At 72.5% G+C, this 19,541-nt stretch carries 20 protein-coding genes and 1 riboswitch; of the genes, 13 read left to right on the forward strand and 7 right to left on the reverse strand.

The annotated features are described in order from the left end of the window. Positions 1–10 precede the first annotated feature (10 nt). From ACWCRJ_RS29480 to ACWCRJ_RS29500, 5 genes are read left to right on the forward strand one after another with little or no spacing between them, the layout of a single operon-like run. A complete protein-coding gene (locus ACWCRJ_RS29480; protein ID WP_450942157.1) occupies positions 11–1,348 on the forward strand; it encodes an L-fuconate dehydratase in 1,338 nt (445 codons plus the stop codon). Continuing rightward, positions 1,345–2,154, forward strand: a complete 810-nt coding sequence (locus ACWCRJ_RS29485; RefSeq protein ID WP_450942158.1) for an SDR family NAD(P)-dependent oxidoreductase — start codon at positions 1,345–1,347, stop codon at positions 2,152–2,154. Before ACWCRJ_RS29480 ends, ACWCRJ_RS29485 begins: the two co-directional genes overlap by 4 nt. Then, on the forward strand, positions 2,151–3,167 hold the full coding sequence (locus ACWCRJ_RS29490) for an aldo/keto reductase (RefSeq protein WP_450942159.1): 1,017 nt from the start codon (positions 2,151–2,153) through the stop codon (positions 3,165–3,167). Before ACWCRJ_RS29485 ends, ACWCRJ_RS29490 begins: the two co-directional genes overlap by 4 nt. Further along, positions 3,164–3,475, forward strand: coding sequence for an L-rhamnose mutarotase (locus ACWCRJ_RS29495; RefSeq protein ID WP_450942160.1), 312 nt, complete (start codon positions 3,164–3,166; stop codon positions 3,473–3,475). The genes ACWCRJ_RS29490 and ACWCRJ_RS29495 overlap by 4 nt, the downstream gene beginning before the upstream one ends. Further along, positions 3,472–4,350, forward strand: coding sequence for an amidohydrolase family protein (locus ACWCRJ_RS29500; RefSeq protein ID WP_450942161.1), 879 nt, complete (start codon positions 3,472–3,474; stop codon positions 4,348–4,350). Before ACWCRJ_RS29495 ends, ACWCRJ_RS29500 begins: the two co-directional genes overlap by 4 nt. Here the strand turns inward: ACWCRJ_RS29500 and ACWCRJ_RS29505 are convergent. Genes ACWCRJ_RS29505 through ACWCRJ_RS29520 form a run of 4 tightly spaced genes read right to left on the reverse strand, consistent with a single transcriptional unit; the run spans position 4,332 to position 7,229 of the window. Continuing rightward, a complete protein-coding gene (locus tag ACWCRJ_RS29505; RefSeq protein WP_046913824.1) occupies positions 4,332–5,174 on the reverse strand; it encodes an energy-coupling factor ABC transporter ATP-binding protein in 843 nt (280 codons plus the stop codon). The genes ACWCRJ_RS29500 and ACWCRJ_RS29505 overlap by 19 nt on opposite strands. Beyond that, positions 5,171–5,920, reverse strand: a complete 750-nt coding sequence (cbiQ, locus tag ACWCRJ_RS29510; RefSeq protein ID WP_450942162.1) for a cobalt ECF transporter T component CbiQ — start codon at positions 5,918–5,920, stop codon at positions 5,171–5,173. The genes ACWCRJ_RS29505 and cbiQ overlap by 4 nt, the downstream gene beginning before the upstream one ends. 5 nt (positions 5,921–5,925) lie before the next feature. Then, on the reverse strand, positions 5,926–6,519 hold the full coding sequence (locus ACWCRJ_RS29515) for an energy-coupling factor ABC transporter substrate-binding protein (RefSeq protein WP_450942163.1): 594 nt from the start codon (positions 6,517–6,519) through the stop codon (positions 5,926–5,928). Then, the gene (locus ACWCRJ_RS29520) at positions 6,516–7,229 is read right to left on the reverse strand and encodes an energy-coupling factor ABC transporter permease (protein WP_450942164.1); all 714 of its coding nucleotides are present in this window, start codon (positions 7,227–7,229) and stop codon (positions 6,516–6,518) included. The genes ACWCRJ_RS29515 and ACWCRJ_RS29520 overlap by 4 nt, the downstream gene beginning before the upstream one ends. 30 nt (positions 7,230–7,259) lie before the next feature. Beyond that, a riboswitch (cobalamin riboswitch) is annotated at positions 7,260–7,443 on the reverse strand. A 219-nt stretch (positions 7,444–7,662) separates the two neighbouring features. Here ACWCRJ_RS29520 and ACWCRJ_RS29525 point away from each other — a divergent pair. Then, positions 7,663–8,394, forward strand: coding sequence for a DUF1775 domain-containing protein (locus ACWCRJ_RS29525; protein ID WP_450942165.1), 732 nt, complete (start codon positions 7,663–7,665; stop codon positions 8,392–8,394). 167 nt (positions 8,395–8,561) lie between these two features. After that, positions 8,562–9,680: a substrate-binding domain-containing protein gene (locus tag ACWCRJ_RS29530; protein ID WP_450942166.1), complete on the forward strand. Its 1,119-nt coding sequence runs from the start codon at positions 8,562–8,564 to the stop codon at positions 9,678–9,680. On the opposite strand, the gene ACWCRJ_RS29535 is transcribed toward ACWCRJ_RS29530, so the two are convergent. Then, positions 9,637–10,131: a MarR family winged helix-turn-helix transcriptional regulator gene (locus ACWCRJ_RS29535; protein ID WP_450942167.1), complete on the reverse strand. Its 495-nt coding sequence runs from the start codon at positions 10,129–10,131 to the stop codon at positions 9,637–9,639. The two genes, ACWCRJ_RS29530 and ACWCRJ_RS29535, sit on opposite strands and share 44 nt — an antisense overlap. A gap of 237 nt (positions 10,132–10,368) precedes the next feature. Between ACWCRJ_RS29535 and urtA the strand changes: the two genes are divergently transcribed. From urtA to urtE, 5 genes are all read left to right on the forward strand, one after another. Beyond that, entirely contained in the window at positions 10,369–11,622 is a 1,254-nt protein-coding gene (urtA, locus tag ACWCRJ_RS29540; protein WP_450942168.1) for an urea ABC transporter substrate-binding protein, read from the forward strand. Positions 11,623–11,802: 180 nt separating this feature from the next. Next, a complete protein-coding gene (urtB, locus tag ACWCRJ_RS29545; RefSeq protein WP_046914490.1) occupies positions 11,803–12,687 on the forward strand; it encodes an urea ABC transporter permease subunit UrtB in 885 nt (294 codons plus the stop codon). Next, a complete protein-coding gene (gene urtC / locus ACWCRJ_RS29550; protein WP_450942169.1) occupies positions 12,684–13,850 on the forward strand; it encodes an urea ABC transporter permease subunit UrtC in 1,167 nt (388 codons plus the stop codon). The genes urtB and urtC overlap by 4 nt, the downstream gene beginning before the upstream one ends. Next, positions 13,847–14,650, forward strand: a complete 804-nt coding sequence (gene urtD / locus ACWCRJ_RS29555; RefSeq protein WP_450942170.1) for an urea ABC transporter ATP-binding protein UrtD — start codon at positions 13,847–13,849, stop codon at positions 14,648–14,650. Before urtC ends, urtD begins: the two co-directional genes overlap by 4 nt. Before the next feature lie 5 nt (positions 14,651–14,655). Further along, a complete protein-coding gene (gene urtE, locus ACWCRJ_RS29560; RefSeq protein WP_046914495.1) occupies positions 14,656–15,348 on the forward strand; it encodes an urea ABC transporter ATP-binding subunit UrtE in 693 nt (230 codons plus the stop codon). 37 nt (positions 15,349–15,385) lie between these two features. On the opposite strand, the gene ACWCRJ_RS29565 is transcribed toward urtE, so the two are convergent. Next, positions 15,386–16,738, reverse strand: a complete 1,353-nt coding sequence (locus ACWCRJ_RS29565) for an MFS transporter (protein WP_450942171.1) — start codon at positions 16,736–16,738, stop codon at positions 15,386–15,388. A gap of 133 nt (positions 16,739–16,871) precedes the next feature. On the opposite strand from ACWCRJ_RS29565, the gene ACWCRJ_RS29570 reads away from it, so the two are divergent. Further along, complete coding sequence (locus ACWCRJ_RS29570; protein WP_450942172.1) at positions 16,872–17,231, forward strand: ArsR/SmtB family transcription factor; 360 nt, start codon at positions 16,872–16,874, stop codon at positions 17,229–17,231. A 33-nt stretch (positions 17,232–17,264) separates the two neighbouring features. On the opposite strand, the gene ACWCRJ_RS29575 is transcribed toward ACWCRJ_RS29570, so the two are convergent. After that, complete coding sequence (locus tag ACWCRJ_RS29575) at positions 17,265–19,370, reverse strand: family 43 glycosylhydrolase (protein WP_450942173.1); 2,106 nt, start codon at positions 19,368–19,370, stop codon at positions 17,265–17,267. Between the last annotated feature and the right edge of the window lie 171 nt (positions 19,371–19,541).

Here is a 19,541-nt window from a genome sequence, read left to right on the forward strand (position 1 = left end):
AGGCACCCCCGTGACTGCAACCCCCGCCCGGATCACCGCGGTCGACACCTACGACATCCGGTTCCCCACCTCGCGGGAGCTCGACGGCTCCGACGCCATGAACCCGGACCCCGACTACTCCGCCGCCTACGTCGTGCTGCGCACCGACGCCGCGGACGGCCTCGAAGGCCATGGGTTCACCTTCACCATCGGCCGCGGCAACGACGTCCAGGTCGCCGCCATCGGCGCCCTGCGGCCCCACCTCGTCGGCCGCTCCGTCGAGGAGCTGTGCGCCGACCCCGGCTCGGTCAACCGCGACCTGATCGGGGACAGCCAGCTGCGCTGGCTCGGCCCCGAGAAGGGCGTGATGCACATGGCCATCGGCGCCGTCGTCAACGCCGTGTGGGACCTGGCCGCCAAGCGCGCCGGACAGCCCCTGTGGCGGCTGCTCGCCCACGCCGAGCCCGAGTGGCTGGTCTCCCAGGTCGACTTCCGCTACATCGCCGACGCCCTCACCCCCGAGGAGGCGCTGGACCTGCTGCGGCGCGGCCGTACGGGACTCGCCGACCGCGAGAGCCGGCTGCTGGAGCGCGGCTACCCCGGCTACACCACCTCACCGGGCTGGCTCGGCTACTCCGACGAGAAGCTGACCCGGCTGGCCAAGCAGGCCGTCGCCGACGGCTTCACCCAGATCAAGCTGAAGGTCGGCGCCGACCTCGACGACGACGTCCGCCGGATGCGCACCGCCCGCGCCGCCGTCGGCGACGGGGTGCGCATCGCCATCGACGCCAACCAGCGCTGGAACATCGGCGAGGCCGTCGAGTGGACCCGGGCCCTCGCCGCGTACGACCCGTACTGGATCGAGGAACCCACCAGCCCCGACGACATCCTCGGCCACGCCGCCGTCCGCCGCGGTGTCGCCCCCGTGAAGGTCGCCACCGGCGAACACGTACAGAACCGCATCGTCTTCAAGCAGCTCCTCCAGGCCGACGCCCTCGACGTCCTGCAGATCGACGCGGCCCGCGTCGGCGGTGTCAACGAGAACCTGGCGATCCTGCTGCTCGCCGCGAAGTTCGGCGTCCCGGTCTGCCCGCACGCCGGCGGCGTGGGCCTGTGCGAACTGGTCCAGCACCTGTCGATGTTCGACTACCTGGCCCTGTCCGGCACCACCGAGAACCGGGTCATCGAGTACGTCGACCACCTCCACGAGCACTTCACGGCACCCGTGGTGATGCGCGAGGGCCACTACCTCGCCCCCCTGACCCCGGGTTTCTCCGCCACCATGCACCCCGCCTCGCTCGCCGAATACCGTTACCCCGACGGCACGTTCTGGGCCGCCGACCTCGCTGGACGGGAGGACGTCGCATGACCGGGCAGACAGGTGCACCGACCGGGCCGACAGAGGGGCCCAGCGGGCCGGGGGGTGAATTCGCGGGACTCAGGGCGATCGTCACCGGAGGCGCGTCGGGCATCGGGCTCGCCACGGCCCGGCTGCTGGCCGCCCGGGGCGCCGCGGTGGCCGTCCTCGACCTCGACCCCGCGGGGGTCTCGGACCCCCTGCTCGCACTGAAGGCCGACGTCACCGACGACACCTCCGTACGGGCCGCCGTCGCCGACGCCGCCGCGCGGCTCGGCGGTCTGGACATCCTGGTCAACAACGCGGGCATCGGCGCCATCGGCACCGTCGAGGACAACCCCGACGAACAGTGGCACCGCGTCCTGGACGTCAACGTCCTCGGCATCGTGCGCACCAGCCGCGCCGCCCTGCCCCACCTGCGGAAATCGTCCCACGCTGCCATCGTCAACACCTGCTCCATCGGCGCCACCGCCGGACTGCCGCAACGCGCCCTCTACTGCGCCAGCAAGGGCGCCGTGCTGTCGCTGACCCTCGCCATGGCCGCCGACCACGTCCGTGAGGGCGTCCGCGTCAACTGCGTCAACCCCGGCACGGCCGACACCCCCTGGGTCGGCAGGCTCCTCGACGCCGCCGACGACCCCGAGGCCGAACGCGCCGCCCTCAAGGCCCGCCAGCCCCTGGGCCGACTGGTCACCGCCGACGAGGTCGCCGCCGCCATCGCGTACCTGGCGAGCCCCGCCGCGGCATCCGTCACCGGCACCGCCCTCGCCGTCGACGGCGGCATGCAGGGCCTGCGGCTGCGCCCGGTGGGCTCATGAGAACCAGGACCCTCGGCCGCACCGGGGTCCGGGTCACCGAGCTGGCGTACGGCGCCGCCGGCATCGGCAACCTCTTCCGCCCGGTGGCCGACGAGGAGGCCGCCGCCGCGGTCGACGCCGCCTGGGACGCCGGGATCCGCACCTTCGACACCGCCCCCCACTACGGCCTCGGCCTCTCCGAACGCCGCCTGGGCGCCGCCCTGCGCGAGCGCCCCCGGGACAGCTACACCGTCTCCACCAAGGTCGGACGTCTGCTGGTGCCCGCCGAAGGCGGCGGCGAGGCCGACGACCTGGCCGACGGCTTCGCCGTCCCCGCGACCCTGCGCCGCGTCTGGGACTTCAGCGCCGACGGCGTCCGCCGCTCCCTCGAAGCCAGCCTGGACCGCCTGGGCCTGGACCGGGTCGACATCGTCCTCCTCCACGACCCCGACGACCACGCCGACCAGGCCCTCGACGAGGCCTACCCGGCCCTCGAACGGCTGCGCGCCGAAGGGGTCGTCGGAGCGATCGGCGTCGGTATGAACCAGACCGCCGTCCCGGCCCGCTTCCTGCGCGAGACCGACATCGACGTCGTCCTCCTCGCCGGCCGCTACACCCTCCTGGAACAGCAGGGCCTCGCCGAACTGCTCCCCGAGGCCGCCGCCCGCGGCCGGAGCGTCCTCATCGGCGGCGTCTTCAACTCCGGCCTCCTCACCCACCCCGCACCGGGCGCCACCTACGACTACGCACCCGCCCCGGAACCCGTACTCGCACGGGCCCTGCGCCTGAAGGAGGTCACCGAGCGCCACGGGGTGCCGCTGCGCGCCGCCGCCCTCCGCTTTCCCCTCGGCCACCCGGCCGTCGCCGCCGTCCTCACCGGCGCCCGCTCACCGGACGAGGTCCGCGACACCGTGGAGCAGTCCCGCCTCCCCGTGCCGGCCGCCCTCTGGGACGAACTGCGCGCGGCGGGTCTCATCGCACCGGAAGCCCCCGTGCCCGCCGAAGAGCCTGCCGAAGAGAAGGAGCCGTCGTGAGGGTCGCCCTGCACACCAAGGTCCGCGCCGACCGCGTCCAGGAGTACGAGGCGGCCCACCGGGAGGTCCCCGCGGAGCTGACCGCCGCGATCCGCGTCGCCGGGGTGAGCGCCTGGACGATCTGGCGCAGCGGCACCGACCTCTTCCACCTGCTGGAGGTCGAGGACTACCCGGCCATGATCGCCGAGCTGGAGAAACTCCCGGTCAACATCGCCTGGCAGGCCCGCATGGCCGACCTCCTCGCCGTCACCCACGACTACTCGGCGGAGGGCTCCGACGCGGGACTGCCCGTGGTGTGGGAGCTGTGACGCCGACCCGTACGGACGCCCCGCACACCGGGATCGTCGACGCCCACCACCATGTCTGGGACCTCTCCGTCCGTGATCAGGACTGGATCACCGGCTCCGAACTCGCCCCACTGCGCCGCGACTTCACCCTGCGCGACCTGGAACCGGAGGCCCGCGCCGCCGGGGTCACCGCCACGGTGCTGGTGCAGACGGTCACCGTGCCCGAGGAGACCCCCGAGTTCCTGGCGCTGGCCGCCGGCGGCGACCTGGTCGCGGGGGTCGTCGGCTGGACCGACCTCACCGCTCCCGGGGTCGCCGCCGTCCTCGACAGGCTGCGCGAAGGTCCCGGCGGCGAGCACCTGGTGGGCATCCGCCACCAGGTGCAGGGCGAACCCGACCCTCGCTGGCTGCTCCGCCCGGACGTGCTGCGGGGCCTGGCCGCCGTCGCCGACGCGGGACTCGTCTACGACCTCCTGGTCAAGCCCCATCAACTGCCGGCCGCGGTGGAGGCGGCGGCCCGCCTCCCGCACCTCACCTTCGTCCTCGATCACGCGGCGAAGCCGCCCGTGGCCACCGGCGAACTGGAGCCGTGGGCGGGCGAGATCAGGCGGCTGGCTGCCCTCCCCAACACCGTCTGCAAGCTCTCCGGCCTGGTCACGGAGGCGGACTGGAAGACCTGGTCCGTCGCCGGCCTCCGCCCGTACGCCGACACCGTGCTCGACGCCTTCGGCCCCCGCCGGCTGATGTTCGGCTCCGACTGGCCCGTCTGCCGGCTCGCCTCGGACTACCGCGAAGTCCTCGACACGGCCGAGGCGTTGCTCTCCGGCCTCGGCCCGGCCGAACACCGGGAGGTCTTCGCGGGCACCGCCGTCCGCGTCTACGGCCTGCGGACCTGAGCCAGGGCCGCCAGCTCCTCGGGGGTGCGCGGCCGGGCCGCTTCATCGGTCAACAGGCCCTGCTCGCGCAGCAGTTGAGCGACCGCGACACCCCACGGGAGGCGTAGTCCGGCCTGTTGGAGGAGGTCGGTGCGGGCGAGCATCGTGGCCACCGGGCCCGTGCGCGCGCCGGACGGGGTGAGCAGGGCCGCGTCGTCGGCCCAGCGCAGGGCGAGGTCGACGTCGTGGGTGGCCATCACGACGGTCGTGCCGGACCGGCGCAGGTCGTCCAGGGTGGCGAGGAGCCGTTCCTGTCCGTCGGGGTCGAGCCCGGCGGTCGGCTCGTCGAGGATCAGGACCCGGGGTCGCATCGCGACCGCGCCGGCGATGGCGGTCCGCTTGCGCTGGCCGTAGGAGAGCAGATGGGTGGGCCGGTCGGCGAGCGCGGCGATGCCGAGCGCGCCGAGCGCCTCGTCGACGCGGGCCCGCACCTGCGCGTCGGGCAGGCCGAGATTGAGCGGACCGAACGACACGTCCTGGGCGACGGAGGCCGCGAACAACTGGTCGTCCGGGTCCTGGACGACCAGCTGGACCGTGGTGCGCAGCCGGGTCAGACCCTTCCGGTCGTACGTCACCGGCCGTCCCTCGACCGCCAGTTCGCCCGTACGGGGCCGCAGTCCGCCGCTGAGCAGCCGCATCAGCGTCGTCTTGCCGCTGCCGTTGCGGCCCAGCAGGGCCAGGGCGCGCCCCTCGTGGACCTCGAAGTCGAGGTCGCTGAGCACGACCGGGCCGTCCTCGTAGGCGAAGGAGGCGCCCCGCAGGGTGACCAGCACGGGGTCGCTCATGTCAGCGGCCTTTCCAGGACGAAGGTGAGGGCGGTCACGGCGGCGAGGAGTGCGACGCCGGCCCCGACGAAGCGGACGGAGACCCGGGCCTCGGGCACCAGCACGCGCAGGGTGCCGTCGTACCCCCGCCCGGCGAGCCCGGTCTGCAGCCGTGCCGCCCGGTCGAAGGCCCGGACGAACGCGGTGGCGCCGAGACCGGCGAGCGAACGCCAGGTCGCGGCCCGCGTGGTGTGCCCCAGCCGGGCGGCCTGCGCCTCCCGGATCCGACGCACGGAGTCCAGCAGGAGGAAGCTCATGCGGTACGTGACCAGGGCGACGTCCACCACCGGCGCGGGTACCCCGGCCTTCACCAGGCGCGGCAACAGGTCCGACATGGGTGTGGTGAAGGCGAACAGCAGCACACCGAGGGAGGCGGCGGAGGTGCGCAGCAGCAGTTCCCCGGCGCGGACCGGGCCGCCGCCGGCCAGGGCGACGAACCCGCCGGGTCCGCCGACCTGGACGAGCAGCGGCAGGGCGCCGGTCACGCAGAAGCCCAGCGGCACCCGGTAGGCGCGCCACAGCCGGCGGCCGGGCACACCCGCCGGGCCCAGCAGCACGACGAGCGCGGTCAGCAGGACCAGGGCGGCGCCGGGCCAGGGGGGCAGTGAGATCGCGAGCAGGGTGAGGCCTAGCCCGAGCACGGCCTTGTCCACGGGATGGCGGCGGCGCCAGCGACTGCTGTGCGCCGCCGCGTCGATCGGCAGCACGAGGGTCAGACCCGCCCGGCGGGGGAGTCCCCGGCGGGGCCGCCGGACGAGCGTTCCTCGCCGGTCGCGGTCGTCGCGGCCGTGGAAGCCGATGCGGGCGGGGCGGCCGACGTGGCCGTCGAAGCCGATGCGGCTGTGGAGGCCGACGTGCCCGTGGAAGCCGATGCGGGCGGTGACGCCGCTGCACCCGTCGCCGCCGGCGTGCCCGCGGAAGCCGTGGAGGCCGCCGTGGCCGTCGCGCTCACCGGTGTCGTCGGGACCGTGCCGGTGCCTGCGGCCCCGTCCAGCTGCGCCCGGGCCCGCGCCTCGCCCTGGCGCCTGCCCCGGTGGATGCCGAAGTAGTAGGCGAGGACTCCGGCGCCGAGCGCGGCCTGAAGGGCGAAGAGGGCCGACTCGATCTCACCGGACGGCGGTTCGTAGAGAGGGGAGAACCACGGCTCGTAGTCCGGCTCGATCTCCGTGATCGCGGTCTCCGCCTCGGCGTCCGCGCCCGTGAAGGGCTCCTTCTTGTGGTCACCGAGGCCGAGGGCCAGCGGCAGGACGGCGAGCGCGGCCACGAGGAGCAGCAGCATGGTGTTGATCTTTGCGTTGCGGTTCATCGGGCCACCGCCTCCGTCCCGGCCTTGGTGGCGGCGCTGTCGCGCCGGCCGGCCAGAAGCACGCCGAGGCGGGTCAGTTCGCCCTTGCTCGACTGCACCAGCAGCCGCATCACCAGCACGGTGAGGAGGCCCTCGCTGACCGCGAGCGGGATCTGGGTGACGGCGAAGATGGAGCCGAACTTGCCGAGCGCGCCCAGGAAGCCGCTGCTGGTGTCGGGGAACGCGAGCGCCAGCTGCACGCTGGTGACGCAGTAGGTGACCAGGTCGGCGACGAACGCGCCGAAGAACACGGTGACCATCAGCGGCACGTCGAACCGTCGCAGCAGCCGGTAGACGCCGTAGCCCGCCCAGGGGCCGGCGATCGCCATCGAGAAGACGTTGGCGCCGAGCGTGGTCAGGCCGCCGTGCGCGAGCAGCAGCGCCTGGAAGAGCAGGGTGATGGTGCCCAGGACCGCCATGATCGGGGGCCGGAACAGGATGGCGCCCAGGCCGGTGCCGGTGGGGTGGGAGCAACTGCCGGTGACCGACGGCAGCTTCAGCGCCGACAGGACGAAGGTGAAGGCCCCGGAGGCGCCGAGCAGCAGCGTGCTCTCGGGGTGCTCCTTCACCTCACGGGTGAGTGCCCGGACTCCGTGGACGACGAATGGCGCGGACGCGACGCCCCAGGCGATCGCGTGCGCCGGAGGAAGGAAACCCTCGGCTATGTGCATGGCTCAGCAGACCCTCTCCAGCACCTCGTGGATGGTTGACGCGCCTTGGCCGGTCTCCTGGCTCACGGGTCCCACCGCCCGTGCTCCGCCTTCCCGGGTCATATCAACCCAGTGGCTGTCCGTGAGGACTGGAGCCGGACTTCCCGATCACAGTGGCGAGGGCCGCACCGGCATCACACCGGATTTCCCGTTCACCAAGGCGTGGTGACAGTAGTGCCCACATAAGGGCGCTGACAAGCGGCGACGAGGGGCGCGCGGGCGCCGTGGAACAGCTCACACCCCGGCGCGCGCCCCACCCTCCCCATGCCGCACACGAGTGACCTCGCGCCGACCTCGGATGGCGGGAACCGTTCGTACAGGTGACCGCCCTTGGCCACGGGTCCCGGCCTGCGCTTGAATGCGTCCTTCATGCCGTCGGCCCAGGGAGTCCGCAGTGCACCGCCCGTCCTTCGTACGCAGTTCGCGCCGTCTCGGCGTCCTCACCGCGGCCGCGTTCGCGGTCGCCGTCGCCACCGCGGGGCCGGCCGCGGCCCACGCGGAGGTCGAGGCGGAGGGCGCCCGCGCCCTCGACCAGAACGTCGACCTGACCTTCTCCGCGGAGTCGGAGTCCGCCGCCGCCGGCATCACCAAGCTGGAGGTGATCCTCCCGAAGGGCATCGCCCCCGCCGACCTCACCTACAAAAAGGGCCCGGACGGCTGGAAGTTCACCCCGACCGCCCGGGGCTACACCGTCTCCGGCGCCAAGCTCGTCGTGGGGGAGGACGTCGAGTACGTCGTCACCGTACGGCAGTTGCCCGACGCGAAGTCACTGGCCTTCAAGACCCTGCAGTCCTACAGCGACGGCAAGGTCGACCGCTGGATCGAACTGGAGGAGGAGGCCGAAGGAGACGGCCACGGCCACGGTCACCCGGCCCCCCGTCTGGTACTGAAGGCCGCCGCCCCGGGCGCCGAGGCCGTCAGCCCCACCCCGTCCGAGGAGCCCACGACGGCCGCCCCCTCACCCGAACCCAGTGCGAAGACCTCCGCCCCGTCGGCGCAGGCGGCGGACAGCACCGACGACGACGGCGGCTCCCCGGCCGTACCCCTCGCCATCGGCGCGGCCGTCGTCCTCGCCCTCGGCGGCGGCGTGTGGTGGCTCAGGTCCCGCAAGGGCGGCACCGCCTGACGTTCCGGCCCGGGACGGCGGCCGCTGCTGTTCGAGCGAGGGGACGCGACGGCCCGGTGACCCGCCCCCGGCGACCGGCGTCACCGGCCCTCGGCCCGGCCTGCGAATCGGTCTCGATCCGTGGGCACCACCTGGGACGTCGCCGGCGATCACGCCATCATGAGCCCATGAATCGGCGACCGCTGCGCCTCCACACCCCCGGGTGGTACACGGCCGACGACTCGGCCTTCGACGTCGCGCTCGTCTACCCGATGCGCGGCCCCGCCGGGATCTTCGGCCCCACCTGCGGGGCGTGTGCGCGGCTGGCCGCCGAGGAGGTCAACAGGGCCGGGGGAGTGCTGGGCAGGGAGCTGCGGCTGGTCGAGGTCGACGGCGGGGCCGAGCCGCGGCGGGTCGCCGAGGACGTCGAGGCCCTGGTCGCCTCGGGCGCGGTGCAGGGCGTCACCGGCTGGCACATCTCCTCCGTCCGGCAGGCCGTGGCCCCACGGATCGCGCACCGGGTGCCCTACGTCTACACGGCCCTGTACGAGGGCGGGGAGCGCACCGAGGGCGTCTTCATGACGAGCGAGACGCCGTCCTGGCAGCTGCTGCCCGCGATGCGGCTGCTCGCCGAGTCCCGCGGGGTGCGCCGCTGGTTCGTCGTCGGCAACGACTACGTGTGGCCCCGCGGCACCGCGCGGGCGGCCCGGGGGTACGCCCGCGCGTGCCGGGGCCGGGTCGGCGGTGAGGCGTATCTGCCGCTGGGCACCGAGGACTTCGGGCCCGTCCTGCGCCGCATCGAGCGGGCCGACGCCGACGGGGTCCTGATGCTCCTGGTCGGCAGCGACGCGGTCCGTTTCAACCGGGCCTTCGCCGCCGCCGGGCTGGACCGGCGGTGCCTGCGGCTGAGCACGCTGATGGACGAGAACATGCTGCTGGGCAGCGGCCCCGAGGCCACCCTCGACCTGTACAGCGCCGCCGGCTACTTCGCCTCGCTCGCCGATCAGAACACCCTGGACTTCCACGGCCGGTACACCGGCCGCTTCGGTCTGGAGGCGCCGACCCCGGGCAGCCTCGGTGAGTCCTGCTACGAGGGTGTCCTGCTGCTCGCCGCGCTCGTCGAACGGGCGGGCGCGGCGGACGTGTCGGCGATCGGGGCGGTCGCCGACACCGTCTCGTACGAGGGCCCGCGCGGGCTGCTCGGCCTGGACGGGCGGCATGTCCGCCAGCGCATCTACCTCGCGCGGGCGGACGGCTACGACTTCAACGTCCTCGCCCAGCTGCGCGCTCCGCACGACCTGCGCTGACCCGGTCCCGGCCGTCGGCGCTCCCGCCGCCCTCCAGATTCCGGGCCAGCCGGTCCAGCAGGATTTCGAGCCGGTGACCGTCCTCGTCGGTGAGCGGTGGCTCCGACTCGGCCCAGTCGGCGCGCACTTCGCGGGCGAGCAGCTGCCAGCGCTCCCTGCCGCGCGGGGTGAGGTGGGCCAGGACGCGGCGCCGGTCGACGGGGTCGACGCGTCGGAACAGCAGGTTCTGGTCGACGAGTTGGTCGATCAGCTTGGTCAGGCTCGGCGCCGGCAGGAAGGCGTGCTCGGCGAGGGCCGTCATGTTGTGGCCGTGCCCGTCGGAGAGCAGGTCAAGCACCCGCCACGCCTCGACCGAACAGCCGAACTCGTCGAGGACGGACTGGACTCGGCGTACGGACAGGCGCTCCGCCCGGGTCAGCAGATGGAGCAGTTCCTCGGGCCGCCTCGCCATCGCACTCCTCGACTCGCTCTCCACCGACCCCGCGACGGTGGTGCCGGGAGCTTACCGTCGATCACCCCGCTCCTCACAGACAAACCAGGAGTGCATCCTTTCCGTGCGAAGTAACAATCATTTCGTGGCCCTCGAAAAATACTTCCTCAGGAAACTGTTCTTCAATTGCCGTGAAACGCCGGGGAAACAGTCCTCTCGCAGGCTGTGGTCGCACTTCAGCGACCTAGGAGGTATTGCATGTCCCGGATCGGTATCAGCAGACGTGGTCTGCTCGCGGGTGCGTCGGCCCTCGGTACGACCGCCGCCCTCAGCGCGTGCGGCGCCAAGACGGGCAGCGGTACGTCGTCGGCCGCGGGTGCGCAGGCGGACACCTCCGGAGACACCGTCAAGGTGGGTCTGCTGAACTCGCTCTCGGGCACCATGGCCATCAGCGAGGTCACCGTCCACAACGCGCTGCTGCTCGCGGTGAAGGAGATCAACGCCGCCGGTGGCGTGCTGGGCAAGAAACTGAAGCCCGTCAGCCAGGACGGCGCCTCCGACTGGCCGACCTTCGCGGAGAAGGCGGAGGCCCTGATCACCGACGACAAGGTGGTCGCCACCTTCGGCTGCTGGACCTCCGCCAGCCGCAAGGCCGTCAAGCCGGTCTTCGAACGCTACAGGTCGCTGCTGTTCTACCCCGTGCAGTACGAGGGCCTGGAGCAGTCCCCGTACATCTTCTACATCGGCGCCACCACCAACCAGCAGATCGTCCCCGCCCTCGACTACCTCAAGAAGCAGGGCCTGACGCGGCTGTACCTGGTGGGCAGCGACTACGTCTTCCCGCGCACCGCCAACAAGATCATCAGGGCGTACGCGGAGGCCCAGGGCATGAAGGTGGTCGGCGAGGACTACGCGCCGCTCGGCTCCACCGAGTTCAGCACCATCGTCAACAAGGTCAAGGACGCGGGCGCGGACGCCGTCTTCAACACCCTCAACGGCGACAGCAACGTGGCCTTCTTCAAGGAGTACAAGTCCGCCGGGCTGACCGCGAAGAGTCTGCCGGTGCTCTCGGTGTCGATAGCCGAGGAGGAGGTCAAGAGCATCGGCACCCAGTACCTGGAAGGCCAGTTGACCGCCTGGAACTACTACGAGACCACGCCGGGCGCCGCCAACACCACGTTCGTGGCGGCCTACCAGGCGGCGTACGGCAAGGACAAGCCGACCAGCGACCCGATGGAGGCCGCGTACATCTCCGTGTACCTCTGGAAGGAGATGGTCGAGAAGGCCGGGTCCTTCGACGTGGCCAAGGTCAAGAAGGCATCCGGCGGCATCGAACTCGACGCTCCCGAGGGCAAGGTCACGGTCGACGGCGCGACGCAGCACGTCTACAAGACGGCGAGGATCGGGAAGATCGGCTCGGACGGGCTGATCGAGGAGGTCTGGAACTCCGGCAAGCCGATCAAGCCGGACCCGTATCTGAAGGGGTACGCCTGGGCCGCCGGTCTGTCGTGAGTCCGCGGGTGGTTGGGGGCTGGTCGCGCAGTTCCCCGCGCCCCTGACAAGCGCGGCTGCGCCCGCTGCTTTTCATCGGCCCGCGGAGGCCGTGTCTTTCAGGGGTGCGGGGAACTGCGCGAGCACCCCCACTCGTCCGCACCCGCCAACGCACCCCACCCCCCGACCGGGAGCCGCGTCATGACGGTCATCCTCAACCAGTCCTTCACCGGCATCAGCATCGGTGCCGTCCTCCTCCTCATCGCCCTCGGCCTCACCCTGACCTTCGGTCAGATGGGCGTGATCAACATGGCGCACGGCGAGTTCATCATGGCCGGCGCCTACACCACGTACGTGCTCCAGAAGTCCATCAGCGGCGCCGGCCTCTCCCTGCTCCTCGCCCTGCCGCTGGCCTTCCTCGTCGCCGGAGCCATGGGCGCGCTGCTCGAATGGCTGCTCATCCGGCGCCTCTACACCAGACCCCTGGACACCCTGCTGGTCACCTGGGGCGTCTCCCTGATGCTCCAGCAGCTCGCCCGTGACATCTTCGGCGCCCCGAACGTCCAGACCCGCGCCCCGGACCTGCTCACCGGCAACATCGCGGTCGGCGGCATCACCTTCGCCACCAACCGGCTGTTCATCCTCGGTCTCGCGCTGCTCTGCGTCCTCGGTCTCACCCTGATCCTGCGCACGACCCCGCTGGGCCGTCGCATCCGGGCCGTCGTGCAGAACAGGGACCTCGCCGAGGTGTCCGGCATCGCCACCGAGCGCGTGGACCGGACGACGTTCTTCATCGGCTCGGGCCTCGCGGGCGTGGCCGGGGTGGCGCTCACCCTGGTCGGCCCGATCGGCCCGACGATGGGCACCAACTACATCGTCGACGCCTTCCTGGTCGTGGTCGTCGGCGGCGTCGCCCAGCTCAAGGGCAGCGTCATCACCGCCTTCGCGCTCGGCGTCCTGCAGTCCGTGCTGGAGTACTCGACGACGGTCAGCGTCGCCAAGGTCATCGTGCTCGTGGCGATCGTCGCCTTCCTGCAGTGGCGACCCCAGGGCCTGTACACACTGCGCACCCGGAGCCTGGCATGACGACGACCACACCCTCCCCCGAGAAGACGTCCGTCGCGCCGGAGCCGTCGCCGTCCCTCCTGGACCGCTTCCGCGTCCCCGGCGCCTTCCTCCTCGGCGCCGTCCTGCTCCTCGGCGTCGCCCCGCTCGTCCTCTCCGACTTCCGGCTCAACCTCCTCGCCAAATACCTGTGCTACGCGATCGTGGCGGTCGGCGTGAGCCTCGCCTGGGGCCGCGGCGGCCTGCTCGTCCTCGGCCAGGGCGTCTTCTTCGGCCTCGGCGGCTACGCCATGGCCATGCACCTGAAGCTGGCCGACGCCGCCGACACCGGCCAGACCCTGCCCGACTTCATGCAGCTCTACGGCACCGGCGACACCCTGCCCTGGTGGTGGCGGCCGTTCGCCGACCCGGCGTTCGCCCTCGCCATGACCGTCCTGCTGCCCATGGCGGTCGCCGCGCTGCTCGGTTTCTTCGTCTTCCGCCGCCGGGTGAAGGGCGCCTACTTCGCGATCCTCAGCCAGGCGCTGGCCGCCGCCCTCGCCATCTGGCTCGTCGGCCAGCAGGCCACCACCGGCGGCACCAACGGCCTCACCGACATGCGGGGCTTCTTCGGCTACGACCTCGACGACCCGGTGAACCAGCGGATGGTGTACTTCGTCATCGCCGCCGTGCTCCTGCTGCTGATGGCCGCCGCCCGCCAGCTGTTCGTCAGCCGCTTCGGCGAACTCCTCGTCGCCGTACGGGACTCCGAGGAGCGCGTGCGCTTCCTCGGCTACGACCCCGCCAACGTCAAGCTCGTCGCGTACGTCGTGGCGGCGGGCATGGCCGGCCTCGCGGGCGCCCTGTTCGTCCCGGCGGTCGGCATCATCTCCCCGGCGCTGATCGGCGTCGTCCCGTCCATCGGCTTCGTCATCGGCGCGGCGGTGGGCGGCCGGGCCTCCCTGGTGGGCGCCGTACTCGGCGCGATCGCGGTGGCCTGGGCGCAGAGCACCCTCTCCGACGCCTTCCCCGCCGCGTGGACGTACCTCCAGGGCCTGCTGTTCGTGTTGGCGGTCGGCTTCCTGCCCGGCGGCCTGGCCTCCCTGGCGAGCGTGGTGCGCCGCCGTCGTACCCCCACGGCCGGCCCCGCCGCCACGACCTCGATCACGGCTCCGGCCTCGGCCCCGACAGGAGGAACGGCATGAGCGGCGAGGGCCTGACGGTCCGCGATCTGCGGGTGACGTTCGACGGCTTCAAGGCCGTCGACGGCGTGGACCTCGACATCCACCCCGGCGACCTGCGCTTCCTCATCGGCCCGAACGGCGCCGGCAAGACCACGCTCGTCGACGCCGTCACGGGTCTGGTGAGGTCCACCGGATCGGTCCGCTTCGGCGGCGAGGAACTCATCGGCAGACCGGTGCACCGGATCGCCCGCAAGGGCATCGGCCGTACGTTCCAGACGGCCACCGTCTTCGAGGAGCTGACCGTCCTGCAGAACCTCGACATCGCGGCGGGCGCCGGGCGCGGCCCGCTGACCATGCTCCGGCGCCGCAAGGGCGTACCGGAGGAGGTGACCCGGGCCCTGGAGACCACCGGTCTGACGGAGCTGGCCGACCGTCCGGCGGGTGTGCTCGCGCACGGCCAGAAGCAGTGGCTGGAGATCGGCATGCTGCTCGTCCAGGACGTGAAGCTGCTCCTCCTCGACGAACCGGTCGCCGGTATGAGCCACGACGAACGCGAGGCCACGGGCGAGCTGTTGCGGCGGATCGGCGAGGACCGCACGGTGGTGGTCATCGAGCACGACATGGACTTCGTGCGCTCCTTCGCCCGCAGCGTCACCGTCCTGCACGCCGGCCGGGTCCTCAGCGAGGGCTCCGTCACCGAGGTCCAGGCCGACGCCCGGGTCCAGGAGGTCTATCTCGGCCGCGCGTCGGAGCCCGATCCCGTGTCCGTGACCGCCACGGAGCCGGTCGCCGCTCCCGTCCCCGTCGCCGAGGAGGCGTGACGTCCATGCTGGAGATCAACTCCGTCCGGGCCGGCTACGACCGGACGACCGTGCTGCACGGCGTGACCGTCTCCGTTCCGGGGGACGGCGTCGCGGCCGTCCTCGGCCACAACGGCGCCGGCAAGAGCACCCTCCTGCGCGCCGCCATGGGGCTGATCAGGCCGAAGGGCGGGACCGTCCTGCTGGACGGCGAGGACATCACCCATCTCGCCCCGCACCAGCGGGTGGCCCGGGGCATGGCGTACGTCCCGCAGGGCCAGCAGTCCTTCCCGCACCTCACCACCGCCGAGAACCTGCAACTGGTCGCCGACGGCCGCCCGGACGGCAGGGAGGCGGTCGCGGAGGCCCTGGACCTGTTCCCGGTCCTGCGGGAGCTGTCCGGCCGCCGGGCCGGTCTCCTCTCCGGCGGTCAGCGCCAGCAACTCGCCCTCGCCCGCGCGCTGATCACCCGTCCGAGGCTCCTCCTGCTCGACGAGCCGACCGAGGGCATCCAGCCCTCCGTCGTCGCCGAGATCGAGGAGACGATCCTCGCCCTGACCCGCCGGGGCGGCCTCTGCGTCCTCCTCGTCGAACAGCACGTGGGCTTCGCCATGCGGGCGGCCCAGCGGTACTACGTACTGGAGGCGGGCCGGGTCACCTCCTCGGGCGAAGGGGGGACGGGGGCCGAGCGGACCGTCAGGGCCGCGCTCAGCGTGTGACGGCGCCGACGGGAGGCGGCCGGACCGCGCGCCGCCGCTACCGGGCGTGCAGCCCGTCGCTGAGGTGTCCGTGGCTGTGCCGCCAGCCCGTGGGCACGCGCAGGGCGCCCACCAGGTGGGGATGGCCGAGCGGGAGGTCCGCGTGCACGTGGGCCGTCGGCGCGGGGGCCGCGGGAGAGGCGGTCACCGACGCCGGCGGCCACAGCCGTACGGCCAGCAGCGCCCCGCCCAGGGCGATCGCCCCCAGCGCGAGCACCGCCCGGCCGAGCCCCGCCGCGCCCAGCCACCCGGCCAGCGGGTACGTCAGCAGCCAGCAGCCGTGCGAGAGGGAGAACTGCGCGGCGAACGCGGCCGTACGGTCCCCGGGCGCCACCGAGCGGCGCACCAGCCGCCCGGCCGGGGTGAGCACCGCCGAGGACGCGGCGCCGAACGCGGCCCACAGAACGAGCAGGGCGGGCAGCCGCCAACTCCCCTCCCGCGCGGCCGTGACGGCCCCGAGCCCGGCGAAGACAAGGGTCAGGGACAGGGCGCCCGGCAGCATCACGGCCCGGTCCGGCACCCTGTCCAGCAGGCGGGGCAGCAGCAGGGCGACGGCCATCGACCCGGCGCCGTACGCCCCGAGCGCGAGCGGGACGGCACCCGCCGACAGGCCCAGCACATCGCGGACGTAGACCACGGAGTTGACCGTCACCGTCGCACCGGCCGCCGCGACCGCGAGGTTCAGGGCGAGCAGGGCCCGCAGCGCGGGGACACCGAGGAAGAGGCGGGTGCCGGCCGTGGCCCTGGCGTACACGCCGCCGGTGCGGGGGAGGGCGGCGGCCCGTTCGGGCAGGGCGGTGGAGACCACCAGCGCGGCCGAGGCGAGGAAACCGAGGACGGTGCCGGTGAACAGCCGGTCGTAGGTGACGACGGACAGCAGGGCGGCGGCGAGGGCGGGGGAGAAGAGGCTCTCCAGGTCGTACGCCAGCCGTGACATCGACAGCGCCCGTGTGTAGTCGCGCTCCTCGGGCAGCACGTCGGGGACGACGGCCTGGAACGTGGGGGTGAACGCGGCCGAGGCGGACTGCAGGAGGAACACCAGGACGTACACCTGCCAGACCTCGCCGACGAACGGCAGCGACAGCGCGATCCCGGCGCGCACCAGATCCGCCGTCACCATGAGCGCCCGGCGCGGCAGCCGGTCGGCGACCGCGCCGACGGCCGGGGCGATCACCACGTACGCCACCATCTTGATCGCCAGGGCCGTCCCGAGGACGGAACCGGCGTCGGCGCCCGCCAGGTCGTAGGCCAGCAGTCCGAGGGCGACGGTCGCGAGACCCGTGCCCACGAGAGCGACGACCTGGGCGGCGAACAGCCGCCGGTAGGCGCGATGACGCAGAACGGCGAGCATAGGAACGGCTCCCCTCGGCGTGGCGTCGGGTGTCGGGACGGCCCAGTGTACCCATCATGTGCGCACCTGCGCACATGATGGTGCCCGAGCGTGCGACACCCCGCTCCGCCGACGAACCGCCTACGCTGGGGCCATGCCAGAACGCCACGCGGTGTCACCTGCGTCCGGTACGCATCTGCGCGCCCCCGACAGCGCGCGGCTCGCCGAGGCGACCGGCGTGTTCGCGATGCTCTCCGACGCCACCCGGCTCCATCTGCTGTGGCTGCTCGCCCAGGGCGAGTCGGACGTCGGCTCTCTGGCGGACCGCTGCGAGGCGTCCCGCACGGCGGTCAGCCAGCATCTGGCGAAACTCCGGCTCGCCGGACTGGTGGACACCCGCCGGGAGGGCCGTCACATCTACTACAGCCTCGGCGACGGACATCTGCGCCGCCTGGTCATGGAGGCCCTCAGCCACGCGGACCACAGGGTCAGCGGACAGGCGCCGCACGACTGACGCCGCACGACTGACGCCGCACGACTGAGGACGTCACCCCGCGCCGGTCACCGGCCCGATGGACTCCAGCGTCGGCACGACCTCCTCGATCGAGCCGTCCGCAGCGAACACCAGCCGGTCCAGGGTGGATTCGCGGCGGACGCCGTCGCCGCGCGGGGTGCCGGGGCCGGGAACCGCGAACCGGTGGTAGCAGATGAACCAGTCGTCGGTGCCGGGGACGTTCACGACCGTGTGGTGGCCGGTGGCGAGGATCCCGTACCCCGGACGCTTCCGCAGGATGACACCCTGCTTCGTCCACGGGCCGAGCGGTGTGGGCCCGGTCGCGTAGGCGACGCGGTAGTCCTCGCTGCGGGTGTCGTCCTCGGACCACATGAAGTAGTAGACACCCCGCCGCTTGACGACGAAGGCCCCCTCGCGGAAGCCGTCCGGGGTGAACCGCCGTACCCGCGCCGGGTCGAAGGACACCATGTCCTCGGCGAGAGGTACCCCGTAGGCCTCGCAGTTGCCCCAGTAGAGGTAGGCCGTGCCGTCGTCGTCCACGAAGACGGCCGGGTCGATCATCTGGCCCTCGTAGTCGTCGCGCCCGATGAGCGGCCGGCCGAGCGCGTCCCGGAACGGGCCGGTCGGGCTGTCCGCGACGGCCACGCCGATCTGCTGTTCGGCGCAGAAGTAGAAGTAGTACGACCCGTCGCGCTCCCCGGCGGCCGGCGCCCAGGCGCAGCGGTCCGCCCAGCCGACGGCGGACTCCAGGTCGAGGACCACCCCGTGGCCCTCCCAGGTGACCAGGTCGTCGGAGGAGAACACCTCGAACCGTGTCCCGCCCCAGCCCTCGAAACCGTCGGTCGTCGGATAGATGTAGTAACGGCCCCCGAACTCCTGGATGTTGGGATCGGCATACAGTCCCGGCAGCAGCGGGCTGCGCATGTGCAGGGCCTCGACGGTCCAGGTGCGCGCGGTTCCGTCGGCCGGCGTGACGGTGTACGGCCGCGGGCTGCGGAAGTCGCGCGGGGTGCCGGAGGGCGGATCGATGCGGGCGTCCGCCGACAGGTCGAACTCCGGTGCCAGACCGTCGAGTTCGGTGCCCGGGTGCAGGGGCAGGACGACCTTCGAGGCGGCGTCGTCCACGATCGCGTACGCCTTCAGGCCGCCGGGGACGGTGGCGTCGACGACGGACGCCTTCGGCGCGTACGCGGCGAGCAGCCGCTCGTACTCGGCCCGCGTGACCGGCAGCACCGAACCGTGCCGGGCACCGGGCGGCAGCGCGAAGTCCTCGCAGGGCGTCCACTTGCCGGAGGCGAGGTCGGAGGTCTCGAAGGGGACGTAGCCGCGTCCGCTGAACTCGTCGACGAACAGGTACCACTTGTCCTCGTCGGTGTTCGACCGGAAGACGATCGGCCCCTCGCCCTGCTCGACAGCCCCCTGACCGATCCGGTCGGCCACGAACGCGTACGAGGTGTCGCACAGCCCGGCCGACTTCTCGACGGTGATGAACTTGCCGCCCGGGGTGGCGGGGGAGTTGCCGCGCTCGTCCTTGGTGAAGCGGTAGTACGAGCCGTCGTGCCGGACGAGGGTCGAGTCGATGACCGAGTGTCCGGGATCGTTCCAGACGCGGGGCTCGCCGAAGACGCGGAAGTCGCGGGTGGTCGCGTACAGCATCCTGTTGTGGGTCTCGGCGGTGTGGTCGGGGTCGTCCTCGGCGTACAGCTTCGACGCCCAGAAGACGACGTACGCGTCGAGGACGGGGTCGTGGCAGGCCTCGGGCGCCCAGACGTTGCCGGCGGTGTCGGGGGCGACACGCACGAGACGGCGGTCGGTCCAGTGCACCAGATCGGTGCTGTCCCAGACCATGAGGGAGGTGCTGCCGGTGCGCTGGACGCGGTCCCAGTCGCCGTCGGGCTCGCCGTGCATCCGGAGGTCGGTGGCGATCAGATGGAACCGGTCGCCCTGCGGTGCGCGGACCACGAACGGATCGCGCAGCCCGCGCGTGCCCAGGTCCGAACCGAGCACCGGCTCCCCGCCGTTCAGCTCGCGCCAGCGCAGGGGATCGTCCCCCCGGCTGAGCGCGAACCTGATCCGCTCGCCGTCCGGGGTGCCCTCGCCGGTGAAGTAGACGAAGACGTATCCGGCGTACTCGCGCAAGCCGACCTCCTGTGCTGCGACCTTTGACGCTTCCTGTTGGAAACTCGTCGAAGAGTGTTGCCATCTGTGGCGAGCGGCGTCAATCGGAACGGGCCTCCGGAGCGGTCCGAAAGTTTCGGCGGCGGTGCGGAGCGGCCCACGCGGTCGTCACGGCTTCCCTCGGCTTCGCGC

It is taken from the genome of Streptomyces sp. NPDC002324 (genome assembly GCF_053593335.1).

Excerpts from the sequence above, each read along its gene's own strand:
- ACWCRJ_RS29530 (WP_450942166.1), top strand. The coding sequence starts at position 8,562 with ATGAATCGGCGACCGCTGCGCCTCCACACCCCCGGGTGGTACACGGCC.
- ACWCRJ_RS29505 (WP_046913824.1), bottom strand. The coding sequence starts at position 5,174 with ATGAGCGACCCCGTGCTGGTCACCCTGCGGGGCGCCTCCTTCGCCTAC.
- ACWCRJ_RS29565 (WP_450942171.1), bottom strand. The coding sequence starts at position 16,738 with ATGCTCGCCGTTCTGCGTCATCGCGCCTACCGGCGGCTGTTCGCCGCC.
- ACWCRJ_RS29490 (WP_450942159.1), top strand. The coding sequence starts at position 2,151 with ATGAGAACCAGGACCCTCGGCCGCACCGGGGTCCGGGTCACCGAGCTG.
- ACWCRJ_RS29535 (WP_450942167.1), bottom strand. The coding sequence starts at position 10,131 with ATGGCGAGGCGGCCCGAGGAACTGCTCCATCTGCTGACCCGGGCGGAG.
- urtD (WP_450942170.1), top strand. The coding sequence starts at position 13,847 with ATGAGCGGCGAGGGCCTGACGGTCCGCGATCTGCGGGTGACGTTCGAC.
- urtC (WP_450942169.1), top strand. The coding sequence starts at position 12,684 with ATGACGACGACCACACCCTCCCCCGAGAAGACGTCCGTCGCGCCGGAG.
- urtA (WP_450942168.1), top strand. The coding sequence starts at position 10,369 with ATGTCCCGGATCGGTATCAGCAGACGTGGTCTGCTCGCGGGTGCGTCG.
- ACWCRJ_RS29520 (WP_450942164.1), bottom strand. The coding sequence starts at position 7,229 with ATGCACATAGCCGAGGGTTTCCTTCCTCCGGCGCACGCGATCGCCTGG.
- ACWCRJ_RS29570 (WP_450942172.1), top strand. The coding sequence starts at position 16,872 with ATGCCAGAACGCCACGCGGTGTCACCTGCGTCCGGTACGCATCTGCGC.
- urtE (WP_046914495.1), top strand. The coding sequence starts at position 14,656 with ATGCTGGAGATCAACTCCGTCCGGGCCGGCTACGACCGGACGACCGTG.
- ACWCRJ_RS29515 (WP_450942163.1), bottom strand. The coding sequence starts at position 6,519 with ATGAACCGCAACGCAAAGATCAACACCATGCTGCTGCTCCTCGTGGCC.
- ACWCRJ_RS29485 (WP_450942158.1), top strand. The coding sequence starts at position 1,345 with ATGACCGGGCAGACAGGTGCACCGACCGGGCCGACAGAGGGGCCCAGC.
- urtB (WP_046914490.1), top strand. The coding sequence starts at position 11,803 with ATGACGGTCATCCTCAACCAGTCCTTCACCGGCATCAGCATCGGTGCC.